The 25,523-nt window shown below is 70.4% G+C and carries 16 protein-coding genes; 4 read left to right on the top strand and 12 right to left on the bottom strand.

Going from position 1 to position 25,523, the window contains the following annotated elements; all coding sequences use genetic code 11:
* Positions 1–981 precede the first annotated feature (981 nt).
* Both ACOQPP_RS00690 and ACOQPP_RS00685 read left to right on the top strand, forming a co-directional pair.
* Positions 982–1,494, top strand: a complete 513-nt coding sequence (locus ACOQPP_RS00690) for a choice-of-anchor R domain-containing protein (RefSeq protein WP_420635638.1) — start codon at positions 982–984, stop codon at positions 1,492–1,494.
* Positions 1,491–8,501 (top strand): fibronectin type III domain-containing protein, encoded by a 7,011-nt coding sequence (locus ACOQPP_RS00685; RefSeq protein ID WP_420635637.1) that lies wholly within the window; start codon positions 1,491–1,493, stop codon positions 8,499–8,501. The genes ACOQPP_RS00690 and ACOQPP_RS00685 overlap by 4 nt, the downstream gene beginning before the upstream one ends.
* A gap of 107 nt (positions 8,502–8,608) precedes the next feature.
* Here ACOQPP_RS00685 and ACOQPP_RS00680 read toward each other — a convergent pair whose 3' ends face one another.
* The 5 genes from ACOQPP_RS00680 to rocF form a co-directional block, all read right to left on the bottom strand.
* Positions 8,609–8,881, bottom strand: coding sequence for a type II toxin-antitoxin system RelE family toxin (locus tag ACOQPP_RS00680; RefSeq protein ID WP_420635636.1), 273 nt, complete (start codon positions 8,879–8,881; stop codon positions 8,609–8,611).
* Entirely contained in the window at positions 8,847–9,068 is a 222-nt protein-coding gene (locus ACOQPP_RS00675) for a ribbon-helix-helix protein, CopG family (RefSeq protein WP_420634230.1), read from the bottom strand. Before ACOQPP_RS00675 ends, ACOQPP_RS00680 begins: the two co-directional genes overlap by 35 nt.
* 131 nt (positions 9,069–9,199) lie before the next feature.
* The gene (locus ACOQPP_RS00670; protein ID WP_420635635.1) at positions 9,200–10,423 is read right to left on the bottom strand and encodes an amidohydrolase family protein; all 1,224 of its coding nucleotides are present in this window, start codon (positions 10,421–10,423) and stop codon (positions 9,200–9,202) included.
* On the bottom strand, positions 10,420–11,826 hold the full coding sequence (locus ACOQPP_RS00665; RefSeq protein ID WP_420635634.1) for an amidohydrolase family protein: 1,407 nt from the start codon (positions 11,824–11,826) through the stop codon (positions 10,420–10,422). The genes ACOQPP_RS00670 and ACOQPP_RS00665 overlap by 4 nt, the downstream gene beginning before the upstream one ends.
* 89 nt (positions 11,827–11,915) lie before the next feature.
* Entirely contained in the window at positions 11,916–12,824 is a 909-nt protein-coding gene (gene rocF / locus ACOQPP_RS00660; RefSeq protein WP_420635633.1) for an arginase, read from the bottom strand.
* A gap of 86 nt (positions 12,825–12,910) precedes the next feature.
* On the opposite strand from rocF, the gene ACOQPP_RS00655 reads away from it, so the two are divergent.
* Both ACOQPP_RS00655 and ACOQPP_RS00650 read left to right on the top strand, forming a co-directional pair.
* A complete protein-coding gene (locus tag ACOQPP_RS00655) occupies positions 12,911–16,300 on the top strand; it encodes an amidohydrolase family protein (RefSeq protein WP_420635632.1) in 3,390 nt (1,129 codons plus the stop codon).
* On the top strand, positions 16,297–20,166 hold the full coding sequence (locus tag ACOQPP_RS00650) for an amidohydrolase family protein (protein WP_420635631.1): 3,870 nt from the start codon (positions 16,297–16,299) through the stop codon (positions 20,164–20,166). Before ACOQPP_RS00655 ends, ACOQPP_RS00650 begins: the two co-directional genes overlap by 4 nt.
* 47 nt (positions 20,167–20,213) lie before the next feature.
* On the opposite strand, the gene ACOQPP_RS00645 is transcribed toward ACOQPP_RS00650, so the two are convergent.
* The 7 genes from ACOQPP_RS00645 to trpC form a co-directional block, all read right to left on the bottom strand.
* Positions 20,214–21,449 (bottom strand): amino acid ABC transporter substrate-binding protein, encoded by a 1,236-nt coding sequence (locus ACOQPP_RS00645; protein ID WP_420635630.1) that lies wholly within the window; start codon positions 21,447–21,449, stop codon positions 20,214–20,216.
* Between the two features lie 68 nt (positions 21,450–21,517).
* Entirely contained in the window at positions 21,518–22,141 is a 624-nt protein-coding gene (locus tag ACOQPP_RS00640; protein WP_420635629.1) for a VOC family protein, read from the bottom strand.
* Between the two features lie 56 nt (positions 22,142–22,197).
* Positions 22,198–22,443, bottom strand: coding sequence for a carboxymuconolactone decarboxylase family protein (locus tag ACOQPP_RS00635; protein ID WP_420635628.1), 246 nt, complete (start codon positions 22,441–22,443; stop codon positions 22,198–22,200).
* Between the two features lie 75 nt (positions 22,444–22,518).
* Positions 22,519–22,737 carry a hypothetical protein gene (locus tag ACOQPP_RS00630; RefSeq protein WP_420635627.1) on the bottom strand — a complete coding sequence of 73 codons (219 nt, stop codon included), beginning with the start codon at positions 22,735–22,737 and terminating at the stop codon, positions 22,519–22,521.
* A gap of 2 nt (positions 22,738–22,739) precedes the next feature.
* The gene (gene trpB, locus ACOQPP_RS00625) at positions 22,740–23,945 is read right to left on the bottom strand and encodes a tryptophan synthase subunit beta (protein ID WP_420635626.1); all 1,206 of its coding nucleotides are present in this window, start codon (positions 23,943–23,945) and stop codon (positions 22,740–22,742) included.
* Positions 23,942–24,610 carry a phosphoribosylanthranilate isomerase gene (locus ACOQPP_RS00620; RefSeq protein WP_420635625.1) on the bottom strand — a complete coding sequence of 223 codons (669 nt, stop codon included), beginning with the start codon at positions 24,608–24,610 and terminating at the stop codon, positions 23,942–23,944. Before ACOQPP_RS00620 ends, trpB begins: the two co-directional genes overlap by 4 nt.
* Positions 24,607–25,455, bottom strand: coding sequence for an indole-3-glycerol phosphate synthase TrpC (trpC, locus tag ACOQPP_RS00615; RefSeq protein WP_420635624.1), 849 nt, complete (start codon positions 25,453–25,455; stop codon positions 24,607–24,609). The genes ACOQPP_RS00620 and trpC overlap by 4 nt, the downstream gene beginning before the upstream one ends.
* Between the last annotated feature and the right edge of the window lie 68 nt (positions 25,456–25,523).

The raw sequence follows: 25,523 nt of genomic DNA, 5'->3' as shown, positions 1-25,523 counted from the left end.
TGGTCGGACCTGGAAGTATCGGAGATGTGCGGAGCAGCGGCCAGCCGTTCCACCGCGACCGTCAAGTCATCGAGATCCTCCAGATATCCCCCAGCGCGCCGCGAACGACATCGGCCCGGCTTCGCCTCAGGACCGCTGCGTGATCCGCCTGATCCCGAAGTTCGGTCCCGGCGAGAGACCGGCGAGAAGGCTCGCGGCGGAATCTGGCGCCGAGAGCGTACGCTGGCCCTGCCCGCCCAGGGACATGGGCACGAGGCATAGTACAATTATGCCATCGCCATAATGTATGTGCCCATCGTTGCAAGACTTACGGTCACTTGGTAGGATTGGCCGTCTTGACCGGGCCGGGCCCAGTGGGTCCGCTCATGATATCGAACGGGATCTGCTGAAGGGGGATTTGTCGATGGGCGCCGACAGGCCATTGCGGAACGGTCCAGACTATGTTAGGCACGCTGCGCCGAGCGCCGAGCGCCGAGCGCCGAGCGCCGAGCGCCGAGCGCCGAGCGCCGAGCGCCGAGCGCCGAGCGCCGAGCGCCGAGCGCCGAGCGCCGAGCGCCGAGCGCCGAGCGCCGAGCGCCGAGCGCCGAGCGCCGAGCGCCGAGCGCCGAGCGCCGAGCGCCGAGCGCCGAGCGCCGAGCGCCGAGCGCCGAGCGCCGAGCGCCGAGCGCCGAGCGCCGAGCGCCGAGCGCATGACTGTGCCTCAGGTGAGGGAGCAATGCCGCCCGGACCGCCTGCCGCCCCGCCGGGGCGGCGGTTCCTCTCCTTATACCTATACCTATGCCTACCAAGTTATCGCGAGCTATCGAGAAGAGCGGTAGGAGGGTCCAAATGGAAGTTAGGTAGGCAGTTGAATCATTGGGGCGTCCGACATCCGTGCCCGGCTGTCATTCATCGAGGAGAGAGACGATTGAACGGTCGAACGGGGATGGCCGGGTGCGGCGTGCGACGGGATGCGGTCGCGAGCGCGGAGCGCCCACCGCCATGACTGCGCCTCGCGCGCGCGGGCCTGTCCGCTCCGCCCGGGCGCTGGCCGCCGCGGCGCTGCTCGCGCTCTTCGGCGCGCTCGCCCACCCCGCCGCGGCCCAGGACCAGACCGCCGTGCTGGTCAGCAATACGGAGCAACGCAGCTTGGTGACGCAGCCTCTTCGTGACGGCGTCGCGTACGGCCAGACCTTCACGGTCGGCGCTGATGGTGGCAACTACACGCTGAGCTCGATCGAGATCGTGAAGGGTAACGCTGGTATTTCGTCGGCGGACATGGATTTGCTGACTGTCGCCATCTGGTCTACCCATGCGTCGGGGGCAAGCGCAGGGCACCCGGATAGTCCGCTTTACACGCTGACCAAGCCGGCGAGCATCCCAAGGCTTGAGCACCTGGTGAGGTTTGACGCTCCCCCCAACTCAACGCTGGGGGCGGGCAAGACGTATGCCGTGGTCATGATCTCACGAAGTCGATCGCCAATGCCGGCAACTCACCCGGCTGGGATTGGGTGACGACCACCGCTGAAGATGCGAACCCGGCGTCCGGTTGGTCTATCGGCAATACGGGACACCGCCGTGCGGCCGGGTCTACAAGCTGGCGCGCCAGCTCGGGGGATGTTAGCAAGGCGCTCGCGATCCGCGTCAACGGCACCGCTGGCGGCGGCGAGCCGGTCTGGTCCGCGACCATGACGGCGGGCGACACTCCGGCGGGGCACGGCTACGACGCGACCGGCACGCCCGCGGTCGGGACGCTCGACGACGACGATTTCGATTACGGGTCCACCCCGGCGACCACCTATAGGGTCCTTGCCATCGACGTGGCGACGAATGTCGTCAGATTCATCGTCGACGGCGCACTTCCGACAGACGACGCCCTGACGCTGGAGTTGGGCGGGCACGCGCTCGCATCCTCGGATCAAATCCCTATCGGCATCGGCGGCGGAAGGACGTGGTATTGGACCGTTCCGGCCGCACTGGACGATCTGGCGGCCGAGTTTCCGCTCGGGAGCACGGCGACGGTGTGCCTGCGCACGGACACGCAGGTGTGTCCGTTGGGGCGCATCGTGGCGTCGGAGCTGCGGGTGGCGGATGACGTCTCGGCGGAGGAAGGCGAGAACCTGACCTTCACGGTGGAGCTGTCGCCGGCGAGCGAGGTGTTCGCGGAGACGGTGACGGTGGCCTGGGCCACCTCGGGGGGCACGGCCACCTCGGGCACGGACTTCTCGGCGGGTTCGGGGACGCTGACCTTCGCGCCGGGCGTCACGGAGCAGACCTTCACGGTGGCGACGATCGAGGACATGACGGACGAGGGCGACGAGACCTTCACGGTGACGTTGTCGAACGCGACCAGCGCGGCGATTTCGGGCGCGACGGCGACGGGCACGATCGAGAACGACGACTGGCCGCCATTGGCCTGGTCCACGACCCTGACGGTGGGACATGACTTTTTGGCTTTTGAACACTACGGCTACTACGCCTCGGTCGGTTCGCTCTCCACCGACCCGTACTTTAGGTACAGGTCGGCCACCTATGTGGTAGAGCGGGTCACGGTGACCACGGGCCGGGAGGTGTTTTTCAATCTCGACAGGAGCGGACTTCCGACAGAAGACGTCATGACGCTGGAGATCGACGGGCACGAGTTCCCGTTCGGGGACAGAAAGTCTGAATCTACCGATAAGACTTGGGTGTGGGATGCTCCGGCGGATCTGCACGACCCGGCGACCAATTTTCCGGTCGGCTCCACGGTGCTCGTGTGTCTGCGCACCGAGGGGGAGGTGTGTCGGACCCCGACGCCGATGCTGAGCGTGGCGGACGTCTCGGCGGCGGAAGGCGAGGACCTGACCTTCACGGCGAGGCTGTCGCTGCCGAGCACGGAGACGGTGACGGTGGACTGGGCGACCTCGGGCGGCACGGCGGTCTCGGGCACGGACTTCACGGAGGGCATGGGGACGCTGACCTTCGAGCCGGGCGCCAGGGAGCAGACGTTCACGGTATCGACGACCGAGGACATGACGGTGGAGGAAGACGAGACCTTCACGGTGATGTTGTCGAACGCGACTGTCGCGATTTCGGTCGCGACGGCGACGGGCACGATCAAGAACGACGACTATCCGCCATTGGCCTGGTCGACGACCCTGACGGTGGGAAATTTCAGCAACGTTCTGTTCGGCTACCGCCCCGGCACTGGTTCGCTCTCCGACGACGATTTTGAGTTCGGGTCGGCCACCTATGAGGTAACCAACGTCGGGGTGTACATTGACGGGCGAGAACCTGATGTCACCTATGTGCGGTTGAATGTCAACCTGGCCGGACTTCCTAACATCCTGACGCTGGAGATCGATGGGCACCAGTTCCCGTTCGACAAAACGGTTCGCAGCACCGGTACCTTTTGGCTGTGGCTTGCTCCGACGGCTCTGCACGACCCGGCGACCAATTTTCCGGTCGGCTCCACGGCGACCGTGTGCCTGTACACCGAGGGGAACGCGTGTCCGACGGACGGCAACGCGGCGCCGACGTTCAGCTCGGATGCGACGTTCGACGCGGCGGAGAACCAGACGGTGGCCGGCGCGGTGCTGGCGACGGACTCCGACGCGGGCGACGACGTGACGGGCTACGAGATCACCGGCGGGGCGGATGACGCGTTCTTCTCGATCGGGGCGACGGACGGGGCGCTGACGTTCGACGCGGCGCCCAACTACGAGGACGCGAAGGACCAGGACACCGGCAACACCTACGTGGTGGTAGTGACGGCGACGAGCGGCGCGGGGGAGCGGGAGAAGACGGCGACGCAGACGATCACGGTGACGGTGACCGACGTGGACACGGAGGCGCCGGGCAAGCCGGACGCGCCGGCGGTGTCGGCGGCGTCGGTGACGAGCCTGACCGTGACGTGGACGGCGCCGGCCAACGCGGGCCCGGCGATCACCGACTACGACTACCGCCACCGGACGACCTCGCCGGAGGGCGCGTGGACGGAGGTGACCGGCACGACGATCACGACGCTGTCGGCGACGATCGGGAGCCTGGCCGAGAACACGTCCTACGACGTGCAGGTGCGGGCGACCAACGACGAGGGCACGGGCTCGTGGTCGGACTCGGGCTCGGGCCGGACGGACGCGAACGCGGCGCCGACGTTCAGCTCGGATGCGACGTTCGACGCGGCGGAGAACCAGACGGTGGCCGGCACGGTGCTGGCGACGGACAGCGACACGGGCGACGACGTGACGGGCTACGAGATCACCGGCGGGGCGGATGACGCGTTCTTCTCGATCGGGGCGACGGACGGGGCGCTGACGTTCGACGCGGCGCCCAACTACGAGGACGCGAAGGACCAGGACACCGGCAACACCTACGTGGTGGTAGTGACGGCGACGAGCGGCGCGGGGGAGCGGGAGAAGACGGCGACGCAGACGATCACGGTGACGGTGACCGACGTGGACACGGAGGCGCCGGGCAAGCCGGACGCGCCGGCGGTGTCGGCGGCGTCGGTGACGAGCCTGACCGTGACGTGGACGGCGCCGGCCAACGCGGGCCCGGCGATCACGGACTACGACTACCGCCACCGGACGACCTCGCCGGAGGGCGCGTGGACCGAGGTTACCGGCACGACGATCACGACGCTGTCGGCGACGATCGGGAGCCTGGCCGAGAACACGTCCTACGACGTGCAGGTGCGGGCCACGAACGACGAGGGGACGGGCTCGTGGTCGGACTCGGGCTCGGGCCGGACGGACGCGAACGCGGCGCCGACGTTCAGCTCGGATGCGACGTTCGACGCGGCGGAGAACCAGACGGTGGCCGGCACGGTGCTGGCGACGGACAGCGACACGGGCGACGACGTGACGGGCTACGAGATCACCGGCGGGGCGGATGACGCGTTCTTCTCGATCGGGGCGACGGACGGGGCGCTGACGTTCGACGCGGCGCCCAACTACGAGGACGCGAAGGACCAGGACACCGGCAACACCTACGTGGTGGTAGTGACGGCGACGAGCGGCGCGGGGGAGCGGGAGAAGACGGCGACGCAGACGATCACGGTGACGGTGACCGACGTGGACACGGAGGCGCCGGGCAAGCCGGACGCGCCGGCGGTGTCGGCGGCGTCGGTGACGAGCCTGACCGTGACGTGGACGGCGCCGGCCAACGCGGGCCCGGCGATCACCGACTACGACTACCGCCACCGGACGACCTCGCCGGAGGGCGCGTGGACGGAGGTGACCGGCACGACGATCACGACGCTGTCGGCGACGATCGGGAGCCTGGCCGAGAACACGTCCTACGACGTGCAGGTGCGGGCCACGAACGACGAGGGCACGGGCTCGTGGTCGGACTCGGGCTCGGGCCGGACGGACGCGAACGCGGCGCCGACGTTCAGCTCGGATGCGACGTTCGACGCGGCGGAGAACCAGACGGTGGCCGGCACGGTGCTGGCGACGGACAGCGACGCGGGCGACGACGTGACGGGCTACGAGATCACCGGCGGGGCGGATGACGCGTTCTTCTCGATCGGGGCGACGGACGGGGCGCTGACGTTCGACGCGGCGCCCAACTACGAGGACGCGAAGGACCAGGACACCGGCAACACCTACGTGGTGGTAGTGACGGCGACGAGCGGCGCGGGGGAGCGGGAGAAGACGGCGACGCAGACGATCACGGTGACGGTGACCGACGTGGACACGGAGGCGCCGGGCAAGCCGGACGCGCCGGCGGTGTCGGCGGCGTCGGTGACGAGCCTGACCGTGACGTGGACGGCGCCGGCCAACGCGGGCCCGGCGATCACCGACTACGACTACCGCCACCGGACGACCTCGCCGGAGGGCGCGTGGACGGAGGTGACCGGCACGACGATCACGACGCTGTCGGCGACGATCGGGAGCCTGGCCGAGAACACGTCCTACGACGTGCAGGTGCGGGCGACCAACGACGAGGGCACGGGCTCGTGGTCGGACTCGGGCTCGGGCCGGACGGACGCGAACGCGGCGCCGACGTTCAGCTCGGATGCGACGTTCGACGCGGCGGAGAACCAGACGGTGGCCGGCACGGTGCTGGCGACGGACAGCGACGCGGGCGACGACGTGACGGGCTACGAGATCACCGGCGGGGCGGATGACGCGTTCTTCTCGATCGGGGCGACGGACGGGGCGCTGACGTTCGACGCGGCGCCCAACTACGAGGACGCGAAGGACCAGGACACCGGCAACACCTACGTGGTGGTAGTGACGGCGACGAGCGGCGCGGGGGAGCGGGAGAAGACGGCGACGCAGACGATCACGGTGACGGTGACCGACGTGGACACGGAGGCGCCGGGCAAGCCGGACGCGCCGGCGGTGTCGGCGGCGTCGGTGACGAGCCTGACCGTGACGTGGACGGCGCCGGCCAACGCGGGCCCGGCGATCACGGACTACGACGTGCAGTACCGGGCGGGCAACAGCGGGGACTGGAGCGACGCGGGCCACGCCGGCACGGCGGTCACGGCGACGCTCACGGGCCTGTCGGAGAACACCTCCCACCAGGTGCAGGTGCGGGCCACCAACGACGAGGGCACGGGCGACTGGTCGGACTCGGGCAGCGGCCGGACGGACGCCAACGCGGCGCCGCCGCCGCAGGATCTGCAGGCGGAGGCGGGCTCGTCCACGAGCGTGACGGTGACCTGGTCGGCGCCGGACGGCGGCCCGGCCATCACCGGCTACGAGGTGCAATACCGGGCAGGCGAAAGCGGGAGCTGGAGCAACTGGAGCCACGGCGGCACGGCGACGACGGCGACGATCACGGGGCTTGAAGCGAACACCGCCTACCAGGTGCAGGTGCGGGCGCTGAGCGCCATGGGGCCGAGCCCCTGGACGGCGTTGGCGAACGTGCGAACCAACACGCCGCCGGGCCCGAACAGCGGCATCTGCGGCCGCACGCCGCGCGTCCGCGACCGCATCCTGGTGCTGCTGAAGAACCGGCACAGCTACAAGGGCGACTGCTCCGGGGTGACCGGGACGCACCTGGCGAAGCTGAAGTCGCTCGACCTGGGCCGCAACTCGAGCAACGAGAGCGAGTTCACGATGAGATTGAAGGAGGATGACTTCCAGGGGCTGGTGAACCTCGAGAGACTGTACATGAGGGAGACCGGGCTGGAGTCCCTGCCCGCGGGGGTGTTCGGCGGACTGGCGGAACTGGAGGAGCTCGAGCTGAACGAGAACAAGCTGACGTCGCTGCCGGCCGGGCTGTTCTCGGACCTGCGATCGCTGGAGCGTCTGAAACTACAGCAAAATCCGTCGCTGGAGTCGCTCCCCTACGACGAGTTCGAGGCGCTGCCGGAGCTGACCTATCTGCGGGTGGACCTGGTGGGCCGCAGGAAGCTCCAGGTGGCGGGCGGCGAGGGCGACGCAAGCCTCGAGGTCGCGGCGGGTGGCACGGTGACGTATCGAGTGCGCCTGATGGCCACGACCAACGCCAGGGCCGCGAATCCCGTAAAGGTGACGGTAAGCTCGGACGTGACCGAGGTGACGGTGTCGCCGACGACCATGAGCTTCACGAGGGAGAACTGGTTCCGGAGCCAGGAGGTGACGGTGAGCGCCACGGCCTCGGCGTCCGGCACGACGGCGAAGCTGACCCACGGCGCCGATGGCGCGTATTACGCCTACGACCGGTGGCCGCTGCCGGGGGTGACGGTGAGGGTGGTCCAGAGTGGCCAAAGCGGAGATGCGGCGGGGCTGACGGCGGGGGCCATGGAGCAAGACCGGGCCGCGCGCCTCTGCTTCGCGCTGGCCGGCGGAGACGGCGCAAACCCGGCCGCGGTGGCTGCGGCGTTATGGGAGGATGGAGACATGAGCGAAGACCGGCGTGCCGCCCTGGACAGTCTGGGGAACGGGAACGGAAGCTATGACCTCGGCGACCTGCTCGCCTGGATGAACCGCTGCCGGCGGGGCGAAGGACCCGGGCCGGCCGCCGACGGCGCGGAACCGCCCTCCCCGCCCCCCGCGCTGCCCGCGTCGCGGAGGGAGGGAGGGGCCAGCCGCCGGCGAAGGGGCGCGCGCGGCCCCGCCCGCCGCCGCCGGTTCCCGGGCCCGCCCGCCGCCGGTTCCCGGACCCAGCGGTCCGGGTGGCTGCGGACGGCGCTGCTGGCCGCGCTGGTCTCGGCCTGGGGCTGCGGGGACGGCATCGTCGGCCCGCGGGCTGACGCACCCCGGCATGACGGACCCATCGCGGCGGTCGTGGATGCCGGCCCCCTGCACGTCCGGTTGACGGCCCCGGCCGGTGCCCGAGACATCGGTGCCATGCTCGTGGTCGAGGGTCCGGCCATCGACTCGGTGCAGGCGCCTGGGCTCGAGATCTTCGAGACGGACGACTCGTCCTCGACGCGGCGCGAGATCGTCATCGCCGGAGCGCTGGCGCCGGACGCGCCGGTGCTGCGGATCTGGGTGCCCCACCGGGGCGACGAGGCACGCTATCGCGTCAGCCTGCTCCAGGTGGCGGGCAGGGACTTCACGCTCAGAGACCTGACCGCGTACGGGACCGCGATCTCCCGCTGACACGCCGGTCAGGTCATCGCAATCCTCCAGATATCGCATCGTCCTTCCTGCGGCGCCGATCCGCGAAGGGGTGGCCAGACGGGCAGGATCTTGCCGCGGACCGGCTGCTAGCTCCGCCTGTAGACGGTCCCTCGATGAGCGACGCGTACGACGAGTACCACCAGCGCATCGTCAAGCACCTCGTACACCACCCGATAATCGCCGACCCGGACGCGCCGAAGGCCGCGGAGGCCTCCTTTCAGGGAACTGCCCGCAAGGGGGTGTTCGCCCAACCCGTCGACCGCCTCTACGATGCGTGAACGGTCTTGCTTCGGAACACGGGAGAGCGCCTTGGCCGCACTCCGCTTAATCCGTACCGAGTATGTCACCCCTGACCTCATCCCAGTCCAGTACGGGATCGCTGGGATCGCGAAGTCGTTCCAGCGCGACCGTCAGATCATCGAAGTCTTCCAGATATCGCTCCAGAGCGTGGCGAACGACATCGGCCCGGCTTCGCCTCAAGGCGGCCGCCGCCGCATCCAGGGCTTCGACCATCGCAGGGGGCACGCGGGCGGTGATCTGATCCATTATCGAGTGTCTCCGACATTTGTTAGAATTGATCCAGTGTCAACGAATGTCAATGAGATTACTCTACTCCCGCAGGCCGTCCCCGGCAAGGGAGCGCAAAAGGGAGCGCAAAGAGGCCAGATAGAGGCCTGCTATGGTTCGATGCGACGATAGCGCTCGAAGAGTTGCAGCTGCCTCGATGTCGTGTCGACCTGCCGGCCGTCGATGAAGACGGTCTCGGCGTAGCCCGCGAAGTCGAGCGGGTCGTCGGACCAGATGACGACGTTGGCCCGCTTGCCGGGCTCGAGGCTCCCGACCGCGTCGTCGATCCCGAACGCGCGGGCCGGCCCCAGAGTGATCGCCTCCAGCGCATCGTCCCAGTCCATCCCGTACCGGACCGCGTTTCCGGCCTCGTGCGTGACCTGACCCACGCGGTGCGAGCTTTGCGTGGTGAGGATCACGTCGACGCCGGCCGCCGAGAGCAGGCCCGGATTCTCGTATCGGGTGGAGAGCCGGTCGAACTGCGTGGGCAGATTCGCGAGCGCCCGGACCATCACGGGCACCCCGGCCGCGGCAAGGCGCTCCGCCAGCAGCCATGCCTCCTCCCCACCGTCGATGACCATGCGAAAGCCGTATTCGGCCTGGATTTCGAGCGCCATCTCGATGTCGGTCGCGCCGCTGGCCCGGACGATGAGGGGGATCTCGCCGACGAGGACCGCGGCGACCGCGGCCCGGCCCGGCTCGCTCGCGTCCTCCTCCACTTCGTCCCGGGCGCCTTCGAGCGCTTCGCGAAGCTCCATGACCGCGCCGGCGCGGCTCCCCCCGGCGGCCGCCCCGGGGCCGGGGCCGAGCGATGCGTAGAGCGCCACCGGATCGCGGAACAGCACCTCGGCGCGCGTGGCGCCGAGGGTCGTGAGCGCCGCGCCCTGCCCGGAGAGGACGCCGCCCGCGGGCGACGTGATCGCGCCGGTGACCCCGTCGGCCCGGGCGATCGCAAACAGCATCGATCGCGGGTCGAGCCCGTCGCTGACCCGGAACGCACTCCGGTTCGCGCCCCGGTCGAGACTTCCATGCCGCGTGGACGCCACGGCCCCCACCTCGATGAGGCCGAGCTGCGTGCCGGCTTCGATGAGACCCGGCGTGACCACCTTGCCGGTCGCATCGACGATGGCCGCATCTCCGATGGACACCTCCGCGGCCGGCCCGACGGCGACGATGCGGCCGTCCTGGATGAGGACGACGCCGTTCTCGATCGGCGGCCCCGCGACCGGGTGCACGGTCCCGCCGGCGATCGCGATGGTCTGGGCGGCCGCGCCGGCCGCGACGAACGCCGCGAGCCCGAGCGCAATGCACGCCCCGCGCCGGGAGGGGGTCATCGGCCGCCTCCCTTCTTCACCAGCCCGAGTTCGAAGTCGCTCACCCGCTGGTAGTCGGAGTCCTTCCGGTCCCAGCGCCGCGCGCCGTCGATCCACACCTGATCTGGAACGGAGTAGACCGAGAACGGGTCGCCGGACCAGAGCACCAAGTCGGCGTTCTTCCCGACCTCCAGCGTCCCCACGCGGTCGTCGATCCCGAGGGCCCAGGCGGGGTTGGCCGTGACCCAGCGCAGCGCCTCGTCGCGCGAAATCTCCATCCCCCGTCGCCGGCCCGCCCACATCGACTTGGCGGCCTCGTGGTTCATGTACTGGGCGCGCATGTCGTCGTCGGAATGAACGATCGCGCGGGCGCCCGAAGCGGAGACGAGGGCGACGTTCTCCGGGATCCCGTCGATCGCCTCCATCTTGAATCCCCAGTTCTCCGACCACATGGAGGCGGAGGTCCCGCTCTCGGCCAGGAGATCGCGGATCTTGTAGGCCTCGACCGCGTGGTGGAATGACCGCACCTGGAAGCCGAACTCGCGTGCCACCTGAAGGTTGGTGGCCATCTCGTCCGCCGTGTAGCAGTGCCACTGCACGAGGATGTTGCCCCTCAGCACCTCGGCGAGCGTCTCCAGGCCCAGGTCGCGGTCCGGCGGCCCACCCCGGGGATCGGCCAGCCACGCGTCCCACTCGTCGCGGTACTTCGCCCCGGCGATGAACGCCTCCCGGTAGCCGAAGACGTTGCCCATCTTCGTGGTGGGGAACTCGTCGCCGCGCTTCGGATTCTCGCCGCAGGCCAGCTTGACCGTGCGGGGCGCGTCGGGGAACAGCATCTCCTGGGGCGTGCGGGCGGGCACGGGCTTGACCGTCACCCCGCGCCCTTCGATGAGGTCGCCGGAGCCGGGCAACAGTTGCAGCGTCGTCGTCCCGCCCGCGAGGACGCGCACGAACCCGGGACCCTGCGGCCAGATCGAATGTTCGATCCAGACGCCGGGCGTGGTCATGCCGGTCTCGTTGTTGTCGAAGCTCGTCGGAACCTCGGGCGTCGCGGAGACGCCGAGGTGAGAGTGCGAGTCGATGAGACCCGGCGTCACGAAGCGCCCGGCTCCGTCGAGGATCACCGCATCCGCCGGCGCCTCGAGGTCGCGGCCGATCTGTACGATGATCCCGTCTTCGAACAGGATGCTGCCGACGTATTCCTCGCCGGCCGCGGTCATCAGCGTCGCGCCCCGGATCAGGGTCGGCGGATGCCCGGGGGCGGCGTAGGTCGAGCGCCACGCGCCGTTGGGGACGCCGTGGCGAAGGTCGGCCAGCTCCGCCGCGGTGGGTTGCTGCGCGTCTGCCGGTCGGGCCGGCGCGGACCCGGCCAGCCCGGCGGCCGTGGCGGTCGCGAGGAGCAACCGTGCAATCGTGTCATGCATGTGACCCCCTCGATCGTGGTTCCCGCGGGGACCGCGGCGACCGAAAGAATCCGTCGGGCCGGCGCCGGGCCGCAAGTCGGCGGGGTCTCCTACAGAATCGTGGCGCCGAGAGCGGAGGCGACGAGACCCACGCCGAGCTGGGCGGTCTGGTTGCGGTCGTCGAGGACCGGGTTGAGTTCGACGAGTTCCAGGCTGACGAGCCGCCCGGAGCGCGACGCCTTCTCGCACACGAGGTGCCCTTCCCGGTAGGTCAGCCCCCCGCGCACGGGCGTGCCCACGCCGGGAGCGATGCGCGGATCGAGCGCGTCGAGGTCGAACGAGAGGTGGAACCCGGCGGTCCCCGCGTTGGCGCGCTCCAGCGCCTCGTCCATGCACGGCGCCGCGCCGCGTTCGTCGATCTCCGACATCGTGAACACCCGCACGCCGAGTTCCCGGATGAGTCGCTTCTCGCCGGCGTCCAGATCACGCGCCCCCAGGACGCTCACATTCTCGGGACGGAGGTTCGCTCTTCCCCGCGTCAGGCGCGGTTCCCCGTGCCCCAGCAGCACCGCGAGCGACATCCCGTGGATGTTGCCGCTGGGCGACGTGTGAGGCCGGTTCATGTCGGCGTGGGCATCGACCCAGATGACGCCGATGGACGCCTCCTGAGGCCGATAGTGGTCCGCTACGGCCGCGACCGATCCGATCGAAAGCGAGTGATCCCCGCCGAGCACGAGCGGGGTGCAGCCCCGGTCCAGACCCTGGCCCACGAGGGCGTGCGTGCCCTCGGCGACGTGGGCGACCTCATCCAGAAAACGCAGTTCGCTCTCGCCCGCCGCGGTCGTTTCGAGTCCTCCGGCGGTCAGCGTGCCGAGCTCGGTGACGGAGTGTCCTATGGCCTCGATCTCCCGGCTGATTCCCGCGATACGCAGCGCGGAGGGGCCCATGTCCACGCCCCGGCGGCCGGCGCCGAGGTCGATGGAGACGGAGATCAGCGCGATGTCCCGATGGTTGCCCAAGAATCGTTCCTCTTTTGTTGGTCGCGAGTGCCAGGCGACACTACTATTCGGGGTTCAAACCGCAACCTCCGGAACGGAGTCGCCGTATGTTCTCCTTCCCCCGTCGCCCCTGGGCAGCCGCCCTTCTCCTGCTCATCCCCCTGTCCGCCCTTCCGGCGCAGGGCCAGGAAGAGGAGAAGAAGGACCCCGATCGGGGCCTTCCCCTGGAACCGGCCCGCTGGGCGCGCTTCACCACGAGCGAGGGGACCTGGATCTCCCTCGACGTGAGTCCCGACGGCCGGACGATCGTCTTCGACCTCCTGGGCGACCTCTATCGGATGCCCATCACGGGAGGCGAGGCGACGCGGCTCACGAGCGGTCTGCCGCACGACATGCAGCCGCGCTTCAGCCCGGACGGGTCGCGGATCGTGTACGTCTCGGACCGGAGCGGCGACGAGAACGTGTGGCTGATCGACGCGGAGGGGGGTGAGCCGACGCAGCTCAGCAAGGGCATCGGGAGCGTATTTCTCTCCCCGGAGTGGATGCCGGACGGCGACTACATCATCGTCTCGCGGGCGCGGCCCTTCCTCGGCCTCGAGAAACTCTGGCTCTATCACGTGGACGGCGGCACCGGCCTCGAGATGGTGACCGGAGGCGGGGGGCAGCGCATGCTGGGCGCCACGGTGGACGCCGAGGGACGCTACATCTGGTACGCGGAGCGCTTCGGCACCTGGCAGTACAACGCGATCTTCCCGCAGTACCAGCTCTGGGTCTACGACCGCCGAACCGGGACGCGCACACCGATGACGAGCCGCTACGGCTCCGCGTTCCGCCCCGCGCTCTCACCCGACGGCGAGCTGCTCGCCTACGCCACGCGCGAGGACGCCGACACGGGAATCCGGCTCCGCGAACTGGATTCGGGAGAGGAACGCTGGCTCGCCTACCCGGTGCAGCGCGACGACCAGGAGTCGACGGCCTCGATGGACGTGCTGCCGGGCTATTCCTTCACGCCGGACTCCGAGGCGCTCGTCATCTCGTACGGGGGCGGGATCTGGCGCGTCCCGATCGATGGCGGCGAGCCGACCGGGATCCCGTTCACGGTCGAGGCGGAGGTCGCCGTCGGCCCCGAGGTGGATTTCGAGTATCCGATCGAGGACACGCCGACCTTCGTCGTGAAACAGATCCGGAACGCGCGGCCGTCGCCCGACGGACCGCGGATCGCCTTCACCGCGCTGGACCGGCTATATGTCGCCGACCTGCCCGACGGGGAGCCCCGCCGCCTCACGGAGGACGAGGTGGGGGAGTATCACCCGGCGTGGTCTCCCGACGGACGCTCCGTGGCGTACGTGACGTGGGATGACGACACGGGCGAAGGCCACATCCGGCGCGTGTCCGCGGACGGGGGCTCGAGCACGAACCTCACCCGGACCCCCGCCTACTACCAGCAGCTCGCCTGGTCCCCCGACGGCGGGCGCATCGTGGCGATCCGCTCGTCGCGACGGAACGTGCAGGAGGCCATCGATCCCTTCATCGGATTCGGCCTGGACTCCGAGTTGGTCTGGGTTCCGGCGAGTGGAGGGGAGCTGACCAGGATCGGGCCGACGGGCGGACGCAGGCAGCCGCACTTCACGTCGGACCCGGACCGCATCTACTACTACGGAACGGCGCGGGCCGACGCCGTGCCCGGTTCGCCGAACCCGCCCACCGTGACGACCGCTCTCTCCTCCGCCCGCTGGGACGACACCGACAGGCGGCGCCACCTGCAGGTCACCGCCCGGGCCAACCTCGACGCGGGCGGCGTCCCGCCGGGGTACGAGCGCTCCCCGCAGTCGGACCTCCCGATGCCGCGGACGTTCGACGACGACCAGCCCCGCGAACTCATCATCCGGCTCGGCGCCGGGTCGGTCGTCATGGCGCCGCAGGGTGACCTGGCGCTGGCGCACGTGGGCGATGACCTGTACGCGGTCACGGTGCCGGACCTAGGCGCCACGCTGCCGAGAATCGATGTCGCCAAGCCGGACTCGGCGGGCGTGCCCGTGTGGAAGCTCAACGAACTCGGGGCCGAGTTCCCCGTGTGGGGCGCGGACGGACGGACGGTCCACTGGTCGCTGGGCAACGCCCTCTTCTCCTACGACCTCGACGCCGCGGCCGGCGACACGGCCTACGCGCCGGCGGAGCAGCAGATCGAGGTCTCGGCGGAACGCGATATCCCGCGGGGCACCGTCGTCCTGCGCGGCGGGCGGGCGATCACCATGAACGGCGACGAGATCATCGACAACGCCGACATCGTGGTCACCGACAACCGCATCGCCTCGGTCACCTCGGGGCCGGGGGCGGTGCCCGAGGGCGCGCAGGTCATCGACATCAGCGGCAAGACGGTCGTGCCCGGGTTCGTGGACACGCACTCGCACATGTGGAACCTGTGGGACTTCCACTGGGCGCGCCCCTGGATCTACCAGGCGAACCTGGCCTACGGGGTCACGACGACGCGCGATCCGCAGACGGCCACCACGGACGTCCTCTCCTACGAGGACATGGTGCGGGCGGGAAGAATGGCCGGGCCGCGCGTCTATCACACCGGCCCCGGCGTGTTCCGGTTCGACTTCATCCGCGGCTACGAGCACGCGCTCGATGTACTGCGCAAGTACAGCCAGTACTACGACACGCAGACGTTCAAGATGTACATGTCGGGCAACCGGCGGCAGCGTCAGTGGCTGATCATGGCGGCGCGCGAACTCGGGCTCATGCCCACGACGGAGGGTGGCCTGGAATATCGCCTGAACATGACGCACGCCATGGACGGCTATCCGGGGATCGAGCACTCGATGCCGATCGTTCCGGCCTATCAGGACGTTGTGGAGCTGTTCACGACCTCGGGCACGGTGAACTCCCCCACGCTTCTGGTCTCGTACGGCGGACCGTGGGGGGAGAACTACTTCTACACGCACGAGGATGTCTTCGGCGACGAGAAGCTGACCCACTTCACGCCGAAGCGGGAGCTCGACTTCAAGGCCCGGCGCCTGCAGACCACGGGCCCCGGCCCGGGCGGCTGGTTCGCCGAGGAGGAATACGCCTTCCCGAAGCACTCGGCGTGGCTGGCACAGCTCGTCGAGAACGGCGGCAACACCGGCGTCGGCAGCCACGGGCAGCTGCAGGGCCTCGGCTACCACTGGGAGCTGTGGGCGCTGCAGAGCGGCGGCATGGACGAGCACGACGCGCTGCGCGCCGCGACGCTCATGGGGGCCGACGCGATCGGACTCAGCGGCGACCTGGGCTCGATCGAGCCCGGCAAGCTCGCGGACCTCGTGATCCTCGACGCGGATCCGCTCGAGGACATCCGCAACACGAACACGATCGACAGGGTGATGATGAACGGGCGACTCTACGACGGCGACACGCTCGACGAGTTGTGGCCCCGGCAACGGTCCGCGCCGCACGAGCCGTGGAGGGATACGGCCCCCGCCGTGAGCGCCGGGCTCCGGGGAGGTGACCGATGAGTCGGCGCGCGAGGGTCCTGGGGACAGCGGCGCTGGCGGCGGTGGCCGGTGCGGCGACCGCGATTCCCGCGGCGGCCCAGATGTTTGGGCCCGGCGGTCCCGGAGGACGGGAGCCGCTGCCGCTGCGGGGGGCGCGCACGGCCAGCTTCACGGCCACGGAAGGGACGTGGATCTCGCTCGACGTGAGTCCCGACGGGTCGATGATCGTCTTCGACCTCCTGGGCGACCTCTACACGATGCCGATCACCGGCGGGGAGGCGTCGCCTCTCCTGACCGGGATGGCGTACGAGACGCAGCCGCGCTTCAGTCCGGACGGGGAGTCGGTGGCCTTCATCTCCGACCGCAGCGGAGGCGACGCGCTGTGGACCCTGCGCCTCGATCTCACGGACACGACCCAGGTAGCCGGCGGCGGATCGAGCCTCATGCTGTCGCCCGCGTGGAGCCCGGACGGGGAGTACATCGTGGCCAGCCGCACGACCGGGCTGGGCGGCGTCGCGCAGCTCGCCATGTACCACGCGGAGCGCGGCTCACCCCTGGCGCTGCCCGGATCTTCCGCCGTCAAGCGGATCGGCGCGGCGTTCAGCCCGGATGGACGCCACATCTGGTACGCGGGCGGCTTCGGCGACTGGCAGTACAACGCGGCCCTGCCCCGCTACCAGCTGTACCGCTACGACCGCGAGCTGGGCGCGACGACGACGATGACGAACCGTTACGGGTCGGCGTTCCGTCCCGCGATCTCGCCCGACGGCCGGTGGCTCGTGTACGGGACCCGCTACAACGCCGACACCGGCCTCAGGAAGCGCGACCTCGAGACGGGCGAGGAGACGTGGCTCGCCTATCCCGTGCAGCGCGACGAGCAGGAGTCGCGGGCGCCTCTCGACCTCCTGCCGGGCTACGCCTTCCTCCCGGACGGTTCCGCGATCGTCGCCTCGTACGGCGGCAAGATCTGGCGGATCCCGATGGCTGCGGGAGAACCGACGGAGATCCCGTTCGAGGCGGAGGTCGAACTCGGCGTCGGGCCCGAGGTGAAGTTCGAGTACCAGATCGACACGACCGCGATGGTCACCGCGAGCCAGATCCGGAGCCCCGTCGTCGGGCCCGGAGGCGACCAGGTCGTCTTCACCGCCTTCGACCGTCTCTGGATCCGTGACCTGCCGGACGGCGAGGCGCGCCGGCTGACTGACGGGGACGCGGGCGAGTTCCATCCGCAGTGGTCGCCGGACGGCGCGTGGCTCGCCTACGCGACATGGGACGACACCGACGGCGGCCACATCATGAAGGTCCCGGCGGCCGGCGGCGAAGCCGTGCGGCTGACCGAGACGGCGGCGCTCTACTCGAACGTGGCGTGGTCGCCGGACGGCGGGCGCCTCGTCGCCACGCGCGGCGCCGCCCGCCAGCTCAAGGAGGCCTCGGGCGCCTTCTTCGGCCCCATCGGGGGCGAGTTCGTGTGGGTGCCGTCGGCCGGGACGCAGCCGGCCGAGGCGGAGGTCATCTCGCCCACCGGGCTCCGCGACGTGGCGCACTTCGCGGCGGACGATCCCGACCGCATCTACGCCTACAGCCCGGTCGAGGGCCTGGTGTCCTTCCGCTGGGACGGCACGGACGTGCAGCGCCACCTCATCGTGCGCGGACGCCAGGGGATCGCCGGCATCGGCGACCCTCACCCCAACGAGTGGGAGTTCCTGCCGCGGCGCGTCTTCCCGTGGCGGCAGGGGCCCGACCCGACGGATCCCGCGTCCCCCGCGGAGGCGGGCGGTCCGGCGCCCGCCGGTCTCATCATGGTCTCGCCCGAGGGAGACCGGGCCTTCGCGCAGTTCGGACGAGATCTCTTCGTCGTGGACCTGGCCGAGGTCGGGGCCGAGCCCCCCGCGATCACGCTGTTCCGGCTGGACGACTCCCCCGTGCCGACCCGCAAGCTCACCGACGTCGGCGGCGAGTTCCCGTCGTGGGCGCCCGATGGCGGGGCCCTGCACTGGGCGATGGGGAACGTCCTCTTCAGCTACGACCTCGACCATGTCGAAGCCGAGGAAGAGGAAGAGGAGGAGACCGCCCATGCGCGGGCGCTGCTGCGCGTAAGGGCGGCGGCGATCACCGACACACTCGAGGAGAAGCACGCCGAGGCGGACAGCCTCGAGAACGCCGACGAGGAGGTGCCGGAGGAGCTGGAGGACGAGATCACCCGCCTCCGGGCGGACTCGGTGCAGGTCGTCGCCGACTCGCTCATGGCGCGCGCCGATTCGATCCGGCAGGCGGCGGAAGAAGTCGCGGCGAAGTCGGCCGCGGTGCGGGCGGGCGACGCGGAGGTCCTGGCCGACACGACGGAGACGTACGAGGCCGTCGAACGCAGGATCGAGGCGCACCTCCCGCGGGACATCCCGCGCGGCACGGTGGCGCTCAGGGGCGGGCGCATCATCACGATGACGGAGGTCCCCGAGGAAACCCCGGCCGACACGGCGGGGGCGCCGGCCGACACGGCGGGGGCCGCAGCGGCCGACACCGCCGGGGCCGCAGCGGCCGACACCGCCGGGGCCGCAGCGGCCGACACGGCGGCTGCCGCAGCGGCCGACACGGCGGAGGCCCCCGACACGGCGGCGGAGCCGGACGAGCCCGCCATGAAACCCCTCATCATCGAGGACGGCGTCGTGCTCGTGACGGACAACCGGATCGTCGCGGTGGGACCGGCGGACTCCGTGGAGGTCCCCGACAGCGCCACGGTGATCGACGTGAGCGGAAAGACGCTCGTCCCCGGCTTCGTGGATACGCACTACCACGCGCAGTGGCTCGTCCCCGAGGTCCATCCGGAGGAGGTGTGGCAGTACCTGGCGACCCTCTCCTACGGGGTCACGACGACGCGCGATCCTCAGACCGGCTCCACGGACATCCTCAGCTACACCGACCGGCTGCGGACCGGCGGCATGACCGGGCCGCGCGTCTATTCGACCGGACCGGGGGTCTTCGCCGGCGAGAACCTCCGCGACGCGGACCACGCCAAGACCATCCTGCGCCGCTACGCGGAGTACTTCGATACGAAGACGCTGAAGATGTACATGACCGGGAACCGACAGCAGCGTCAGTGGATCATCCAGGCGGCCCGCGAACTCGAACTCATGCCGACGACCGAGGGCGGGCTCGACTACAAGATCGACATCACGCACGCGATCGACGGATACCCCGGCATCGAACACAACCTTCCGATCGCGCCCATCTATTCGGACGTGGTCGAACTGTTCAAGACGTCAGAGACGACGAACAGTCCGACGCTGCTCGTCTCCTACGGCGGTCCCTTCGGCGAGAACTACTTCTACACCCACGAGGATGTATTGGGGGACGACAAGCTCGCGACCTTCGTGCCCAAGTCGAACATCGACGCCCGGGCGCGACGGCGCGGACCCGGCGCGGGCGGGAGCCCCGGACAGGCCGGCTGGTTCCTCGAGGAGGAGTACGTCTTCCCGCGCCACGGCGAGTTCGTGAAGAAGATGCTCGAGGGCGACGCCCGCATGGGGGTGGGAAGCCACGGGCAGATCCAGGGCGTGGGATACCACTGGGAGATGTGGGCCATGGGTTCCGGGGGCGCGTCCAACTACGACATCCTCCGGGCCGCAACCATTCTCGGCGCCGAGGCGATCGGGTTCGGGAAGGAACTCGGGAGCATCGAGGAAGGAAAGTTCGCCGACCTGGTGATCCTCGACTCGAACCCGCTCGATGAACTCCGGAGCACGGTCGACATCCGCTATGTGATGAAGGACGGGCGACTGTACGACGGGATGACGCTCGACGAGGTCTATCCCGAGACGCGGACCCTGGAGCGGCAGCGCCCCGCCGAGGAGAGCGCGGCCAGCGCCGCCGCCGGGATCCGGAGGAGGTAGGCCCGGCCGGTCGCGGCCGCCGGGGTCACGCCGGGGTCACGCCGGGGTCAGCGCATCAGGCACGGGGTCGCGTTGGCGACGGCCCAGGGGTGGATGATGCGCCGGGTGAGGCCGCCCGCCCCGTCGTCCTGCCACTGGACCTGAAGGCCCGTGAGCGCGCGCTGCGCGCCGGCCTGCAGGTCCCCGAGCGGGTATACGCTGTACGGGCCCAGCACCGTCTCGGTCATGGCCGTGAACAGGAAGTCGCGGATCGCGCTGCGGTCCGCGTCGCCCGTGGCGGAGATCGCCTGGTCGATCCCCTCCGCCAGGAGTTCCACGGCCCCGAAGCCCGCGGCCGGATGGTAGCCGGGTGTCGTTCCGTACGCCGCCTCATAGCGTTGGACCATCGTCTCGCTGTCCGAGATGAAACCCGACGTGCGGATCGTCGGGTCCCAGGGCGCGTTACCCATGACGCAGCGCCCCGCTTCGCCCACCTCGTCGGGGAACGTGGGTTCCGCGGGGCCGAGAAGGAGGCTCATGAGGAGCGGCCGGTAGCCCACGGCGGTCGCGGCTCGCGTGAACTCGATCGCGTCGGTGGCGTATCCCCCGCCGATGAATAGCGTCGCACCCGCATCGCGGGCCGCGGCCAGGAGCGCCTCGTGGTCCGCGGCCCCGACCGCGTAGGAGGCGGCCAGCACGATGTCGAGTCCGTGCGCCGCGGCCACTGCGCGCACGCCTCCCGCGACCGACGCCGGGAAAGCGGTATCCTCCCACACGAGGGCGACGTCGCGAGCCCCCACCAGGGCGGCCACTTCCACGGAGCCCCCGAGGTAGCCGGGAGCCGGGTTCAGGAGTTGGGCGCTCCACTGCCTCTGTCGCCCCGCCCACAGCTCGGGCGCCGCCGCCGCCGGCGCCACCAGCGGGATGCCGGCCGCCTCGGTCACGGCCAGGACGGTCGTGGTGATCGGGCTGCTGTAGGGGCCCAGCAGGGCGTCGATCGTGTCGGAGGCGGCGAACTCGGCGTACAGCCGGGCGCTCGTCTCCGGGTCGCTCCCGTCGTCGCGAAGCACCAGCTCGACGGGCCGTCCGCGCACGCCGCCCCGCTCGTTGAGGATCTCGACCGCGAGGCGGTATCCGCGCGCGACTGCGTTGCCCAGCTCGCCGTGGCGTCCGCTCTGCGCAATGGCCGCCGCGAGCGTGATCGGTCCCCCCTCCGGCTCCGGCTCCGGCGCGGCCGGATCATCGATGCAGCCGGCCGTTACCAGCACCGCCAGCACCAGGCCGGCCAGGTATTCGTGTTTCATGGTGTGGTTGCTCCAAACTTTGAGGCTCGGGTCTTCCGCGACCGCTGCGAATCCGCGCCGGGGGAGTTCTAGCGCAACTCCACCTCATCGCCGCTCAGGGTGCGGATCCTCGCCACGAGCGCGGGTTCGGGCCCCTCGTCCACCTCGAGTGCCAGAGAGAGCGTCGACAGCGTGGATCGTAACGGGGCGGGGTCCGGGTGTTCGGCCCGGAACGAGATCAGCTGACCGCCCGGCGGGGTCGCGCGGGCCGGGTGCGGGGTCGTCCCCCAGTCGATGAAGAAGGGCACGAGGCCGTCGTGAAGGGACGCGCCCGGAGACGTGACTTCCCAGCGCAGTTCGGTGCCGTCCGGCCGGAGCCGCGAACCGGGCCGAACCTGCCCCAGAGACACGCCGACGCCCGAGGCCCTGGCGACGAGCGCGTCGAGGTCGGTCGCCCGGGCGGCCCATGTCACGAGCCTCGGTTCATCGAGTTCCGCGATCCCGAACGGAGGCGGCTCGCCCCCTGCGGCTGCCTCGGGGTCCGGGCCGAGGATCTCGAGATAGACGTCGCGGCCGAGCGAGAGGAGGTAGTTCGCGGTGCCCGGATTCTCGTGCCGGCCGCCGAACACGGCCTCGACGCCGAGCCGTTCGGCCACCCGCGGCACGCCGTCGAGGAGGTCGGCCGTGCCGAGCAGCAGGTGGTCGAGGTTCATGGGTACAGGCACGGATACGGGCCCGGGCGCCGGCGGCGGGAGAGTAGCCAATTTCGTCAGCCTTTCCTGTCTTCGAGTTCGACGCCGAGGCCGTCGGCGATCCGATTCACGAACGCGTAGTAGCCGGCGATCGCGCACATGTCGTGGATCGCGCGGTCGTCGAAGCCACGCGCCTTCAGCGCCTCGATGTCGGTCGCCGTTGTCCCTCCGGGGGTGCGGGTGAGGCGCGCCGCGTAGTCCAGCATCGCCCGGTCGGCCTCGTCCAGCCCTGCCTCCGTATGGTCGGCGGCCAGGGCGGCCACGAGCCGCTCGATCTCTTCAGGAGAGCGGCCGGTGGTGCCGATCAGGCGACGGAGACCCTCCCCGTGGTGGACGATTCAGTAGTGACAGTCGTTGAGCCCCGAAACCGTCACCGCGATCATCTCCCGTTGAATCCGGGAGAGGGGACCCGGCCCGTACATCAGCTCCCGGTAGAGATCGTAGTGCAGCGGGATGACGCGGCTGTGGACGCCGTGGATGCGGATGATGTTGTCGTCGTCGGGGACGCGATCCCCTTCCGGGATCCGAGCCGGCTCCGGATAGTCGATGAAGGCCACGCTCAGGAGCCCCCGCCCGGATCGAGGAGGCGGGCGACCTCCTCCACATCCTTGTCCCCCCGCCCGCTGAGACAGATGACGACGTTCCGGCCCGCCCAGCGCGCGGCCTCGCGGCGGAGACCCGCCAGCGCGTGCGCGCTCTCGAGGGCCGGGATGAGGCCCTCGAGCCGGCACAGATCCTGGAAGGCGGCGAGCGCCTCGTCGTCCGTCACCGACTCGTAGCGCACCTGGCCGGTCTCCTTGAGCCACGCGTGCTCGGGTCCGACGCCGGGATAGTCGAGACCCGCCGAGACGGAGTGCGCGGGGATGACCTGCCCGTCGGCATTCTGCAGCAGATAGCTGTAGTTGCCGTGCAGGACGCCCGGCTCGCCCGCGGTGAGCGAGGCGGAGTGCCGGCCGGTCTCCAGGCCGTGGCCCGCCGCCTCGATGCCGACGAGTGCCACGCGCTCGCCCGCGTTCCGCTCCCGGTTGCGCTCGATGAACGGCGCGAAGATGCCGATCGCGTTCGAGCCGCCGCCCACGCAGGCGAAGAGGGCGTCCGGCGCCACCCCGCGTTCCGCGAGTTGCCGGACGGTCTCGTCTCCGATCACGCGCTGGAAGTCGCGAACGAGGCCCGGATACGGCGCGGGGCCGACGACTGAGCCGATGATGTAGTGCGTCGTGTCGACGTTCGTGACCCAGTCGCGGATCGCCTCGTTCGTCGCGTCCTTGAGGGTCCGGCTCCCGCTCGAGACCGGGATGACCTCCGCCCCGAGCAGTTCCATGCGCTCGACGTTGAGCGCCTGGCGGCGCATGTCCTCCTCGCCCATGTAGACCGCGCACTCGAAGTCGAGCACCGCACAGGCGGTGGCCGTGGCCACGCCGTGCTGCCCCGCCCCCGTCTCGGCGATGATCCGCGCCTTGTTCATCCGCTGCGCGAGGAGCGCCTGCCCCATCGTGTTGTTGATCTTGTGGGCGCCGGTGTGGTTGAGGTCCTCCCGCTTGAGCCACAGCTCGAGGCCGAGGTCGGCGCCGATGCGTGACGCCCTGTAGAGGGGCATGGGGCGGCCCACGTAGTCCGCCAGGCTCTCCTCGAGGTCCCGGCGGAAGGAGGGGTCGTCGCGGGCGTCCGCCCACGCTTCGGTGAGTTCGTCGAGCGCCGGGATCAGCGTCTCGGGCACGAACTGCCCGCCGAAGTCGCCGAACCAGCCGGGGGCCGGGCTGCTCATCTTGCCTCGGCGGGGGCGGGGGCGGGGTTCGCCGCGTCCCGGACGGCCGCGAGGAATTCGAGGATCTTCTCGATCGACTTCTCTCCCGGGGCCCGCTCCACGCCCGAGGAGACATCGACGATGTCCGGGCGCCCTTCACCGATCGCGCGCGCCACGTTGCCAGCGTCCAGCCCACCCGCGAGGACGAGCGCGCAGCGGTCGCGGTCCAGTCCCGACAGCCACGCGTGCGGGAAGGCGGACCCGGTACCCCCGGGTCCACGCGGCGAGAATCCCTCCACGAGGATCGCGTCGGCGGCCTCCCGGTACTCGTCCCAGCGGCGGATCAGGGTGTCGCCCGAGGTGGGCCGGATCCCCTTCCAGACGCCCAGTCCCTCGGCCCGCAACTCATCGCAGACCCGGGGTGGCTCCGCGCCGTGGAGCTGCGCGATGTGAAACCCCGCGGCGTCCCGCTTCCGGAGGATCTCCGCCGGGCTCGCGTCCAGGAACACCCCCACCGCGCGCGTGTCCCCCTCGAGCGCCCCCACGACGGCGGCCGCCTCCTCGGCCGTCACCTCCCGCACGCGGGCGGCGAACACCACGCCCACGTAGTCCGCGCCGGCCCGGGACGTCACCGCGGCGTGTCGCGGCTCCCGGAGGCCGCAGATCTTCACCCGAACCGGGGTCATGAGGCGCCGCCGCCGTCCGCGCCCTCGACGCCCGCCGCCTGCATCGCGGCACGCCGGGGACGCCGGGGGTGTCCGGCCAGCGCCTCGACGCCCGCCGCCGGATCGCCCGCCATCAACCAGCCGCCGACGAGGACCGCGCCGGCCCCCGCACGACCCGCGGCCGCGGCGTCTTCGGACGAACGGATGCCGCTCTCCGCGACCGCGACGACTTCCGCCGGGAGCCGCGCGATCAGGTGCAGCGAGCGCTCCAGATCGACCTCGAAGGTCGCGAGATCCCTGGCGTTCACGCCGACGATGCGGGCGCCGGCCTCGAGCGCCCGGTCGATCTCCTCCTCGTCGTGCGCCTCGACGAGCGCGGCGAGCCCGAGCTCTCCGCTCAACTCGAGGAGTTCACGCAGCCGGGTGTCGGCGAGGGCCCGGACGATGAGCAGAACCGCGTCGGCCCCCGCGGCGCGCGCCTCGTACAGCTGGACCGAATCGAGGGTGAAGTCCTTCCGGAGGAGGGGGACGCCCACGGCGCCCCGGGCGGATCTCAGATCGTCGAGCGAGCCGCCGAACCAGGGTCCGTCGGTGAGGATCGAGATCGCCGACGCGCCGCCTGCGGCGTACACGCTCGCGACACCCGCCACCTGAGCGTAGGGATTGATCTCGCCGGCCGAGGGCGAACGCCGCTTGAACTCGGCGATCACGGCCACCTCGCCGGGCCTGCGCAGGGCGGACTCGAACCCGCGCGGGGGCGGCGCTTCCTCCGCCTGCGCGCGGATCGCAGTCCGGAACAACTGCAGACGGGCGACCTCTTCGCGTTTCGCGGCGAGGATCTCGTCGAGGATCGTATTCGGTGTCATGGCGCCAAGCTGCGACGGAGCGGCCTCGACGGCCACCGGGGGGTCGGCGACCCTCCCGGGCCTTCGTC

It is taken from the genome of Candidatus Palauibacter sp. (genome assembly GCF_965222475.1).
Taxonomy (GTDB): Bacteria; Gemmatimonadota; Gemmatimonadetes; order Palauibacterales; family Palauibacteraceae; genus Palauibacter.
The sequence above is the reverse complement of the archived record's forward strand: the minus strand, read 5'-3'. Positions and strand labels throughout refer to the sequence as shown.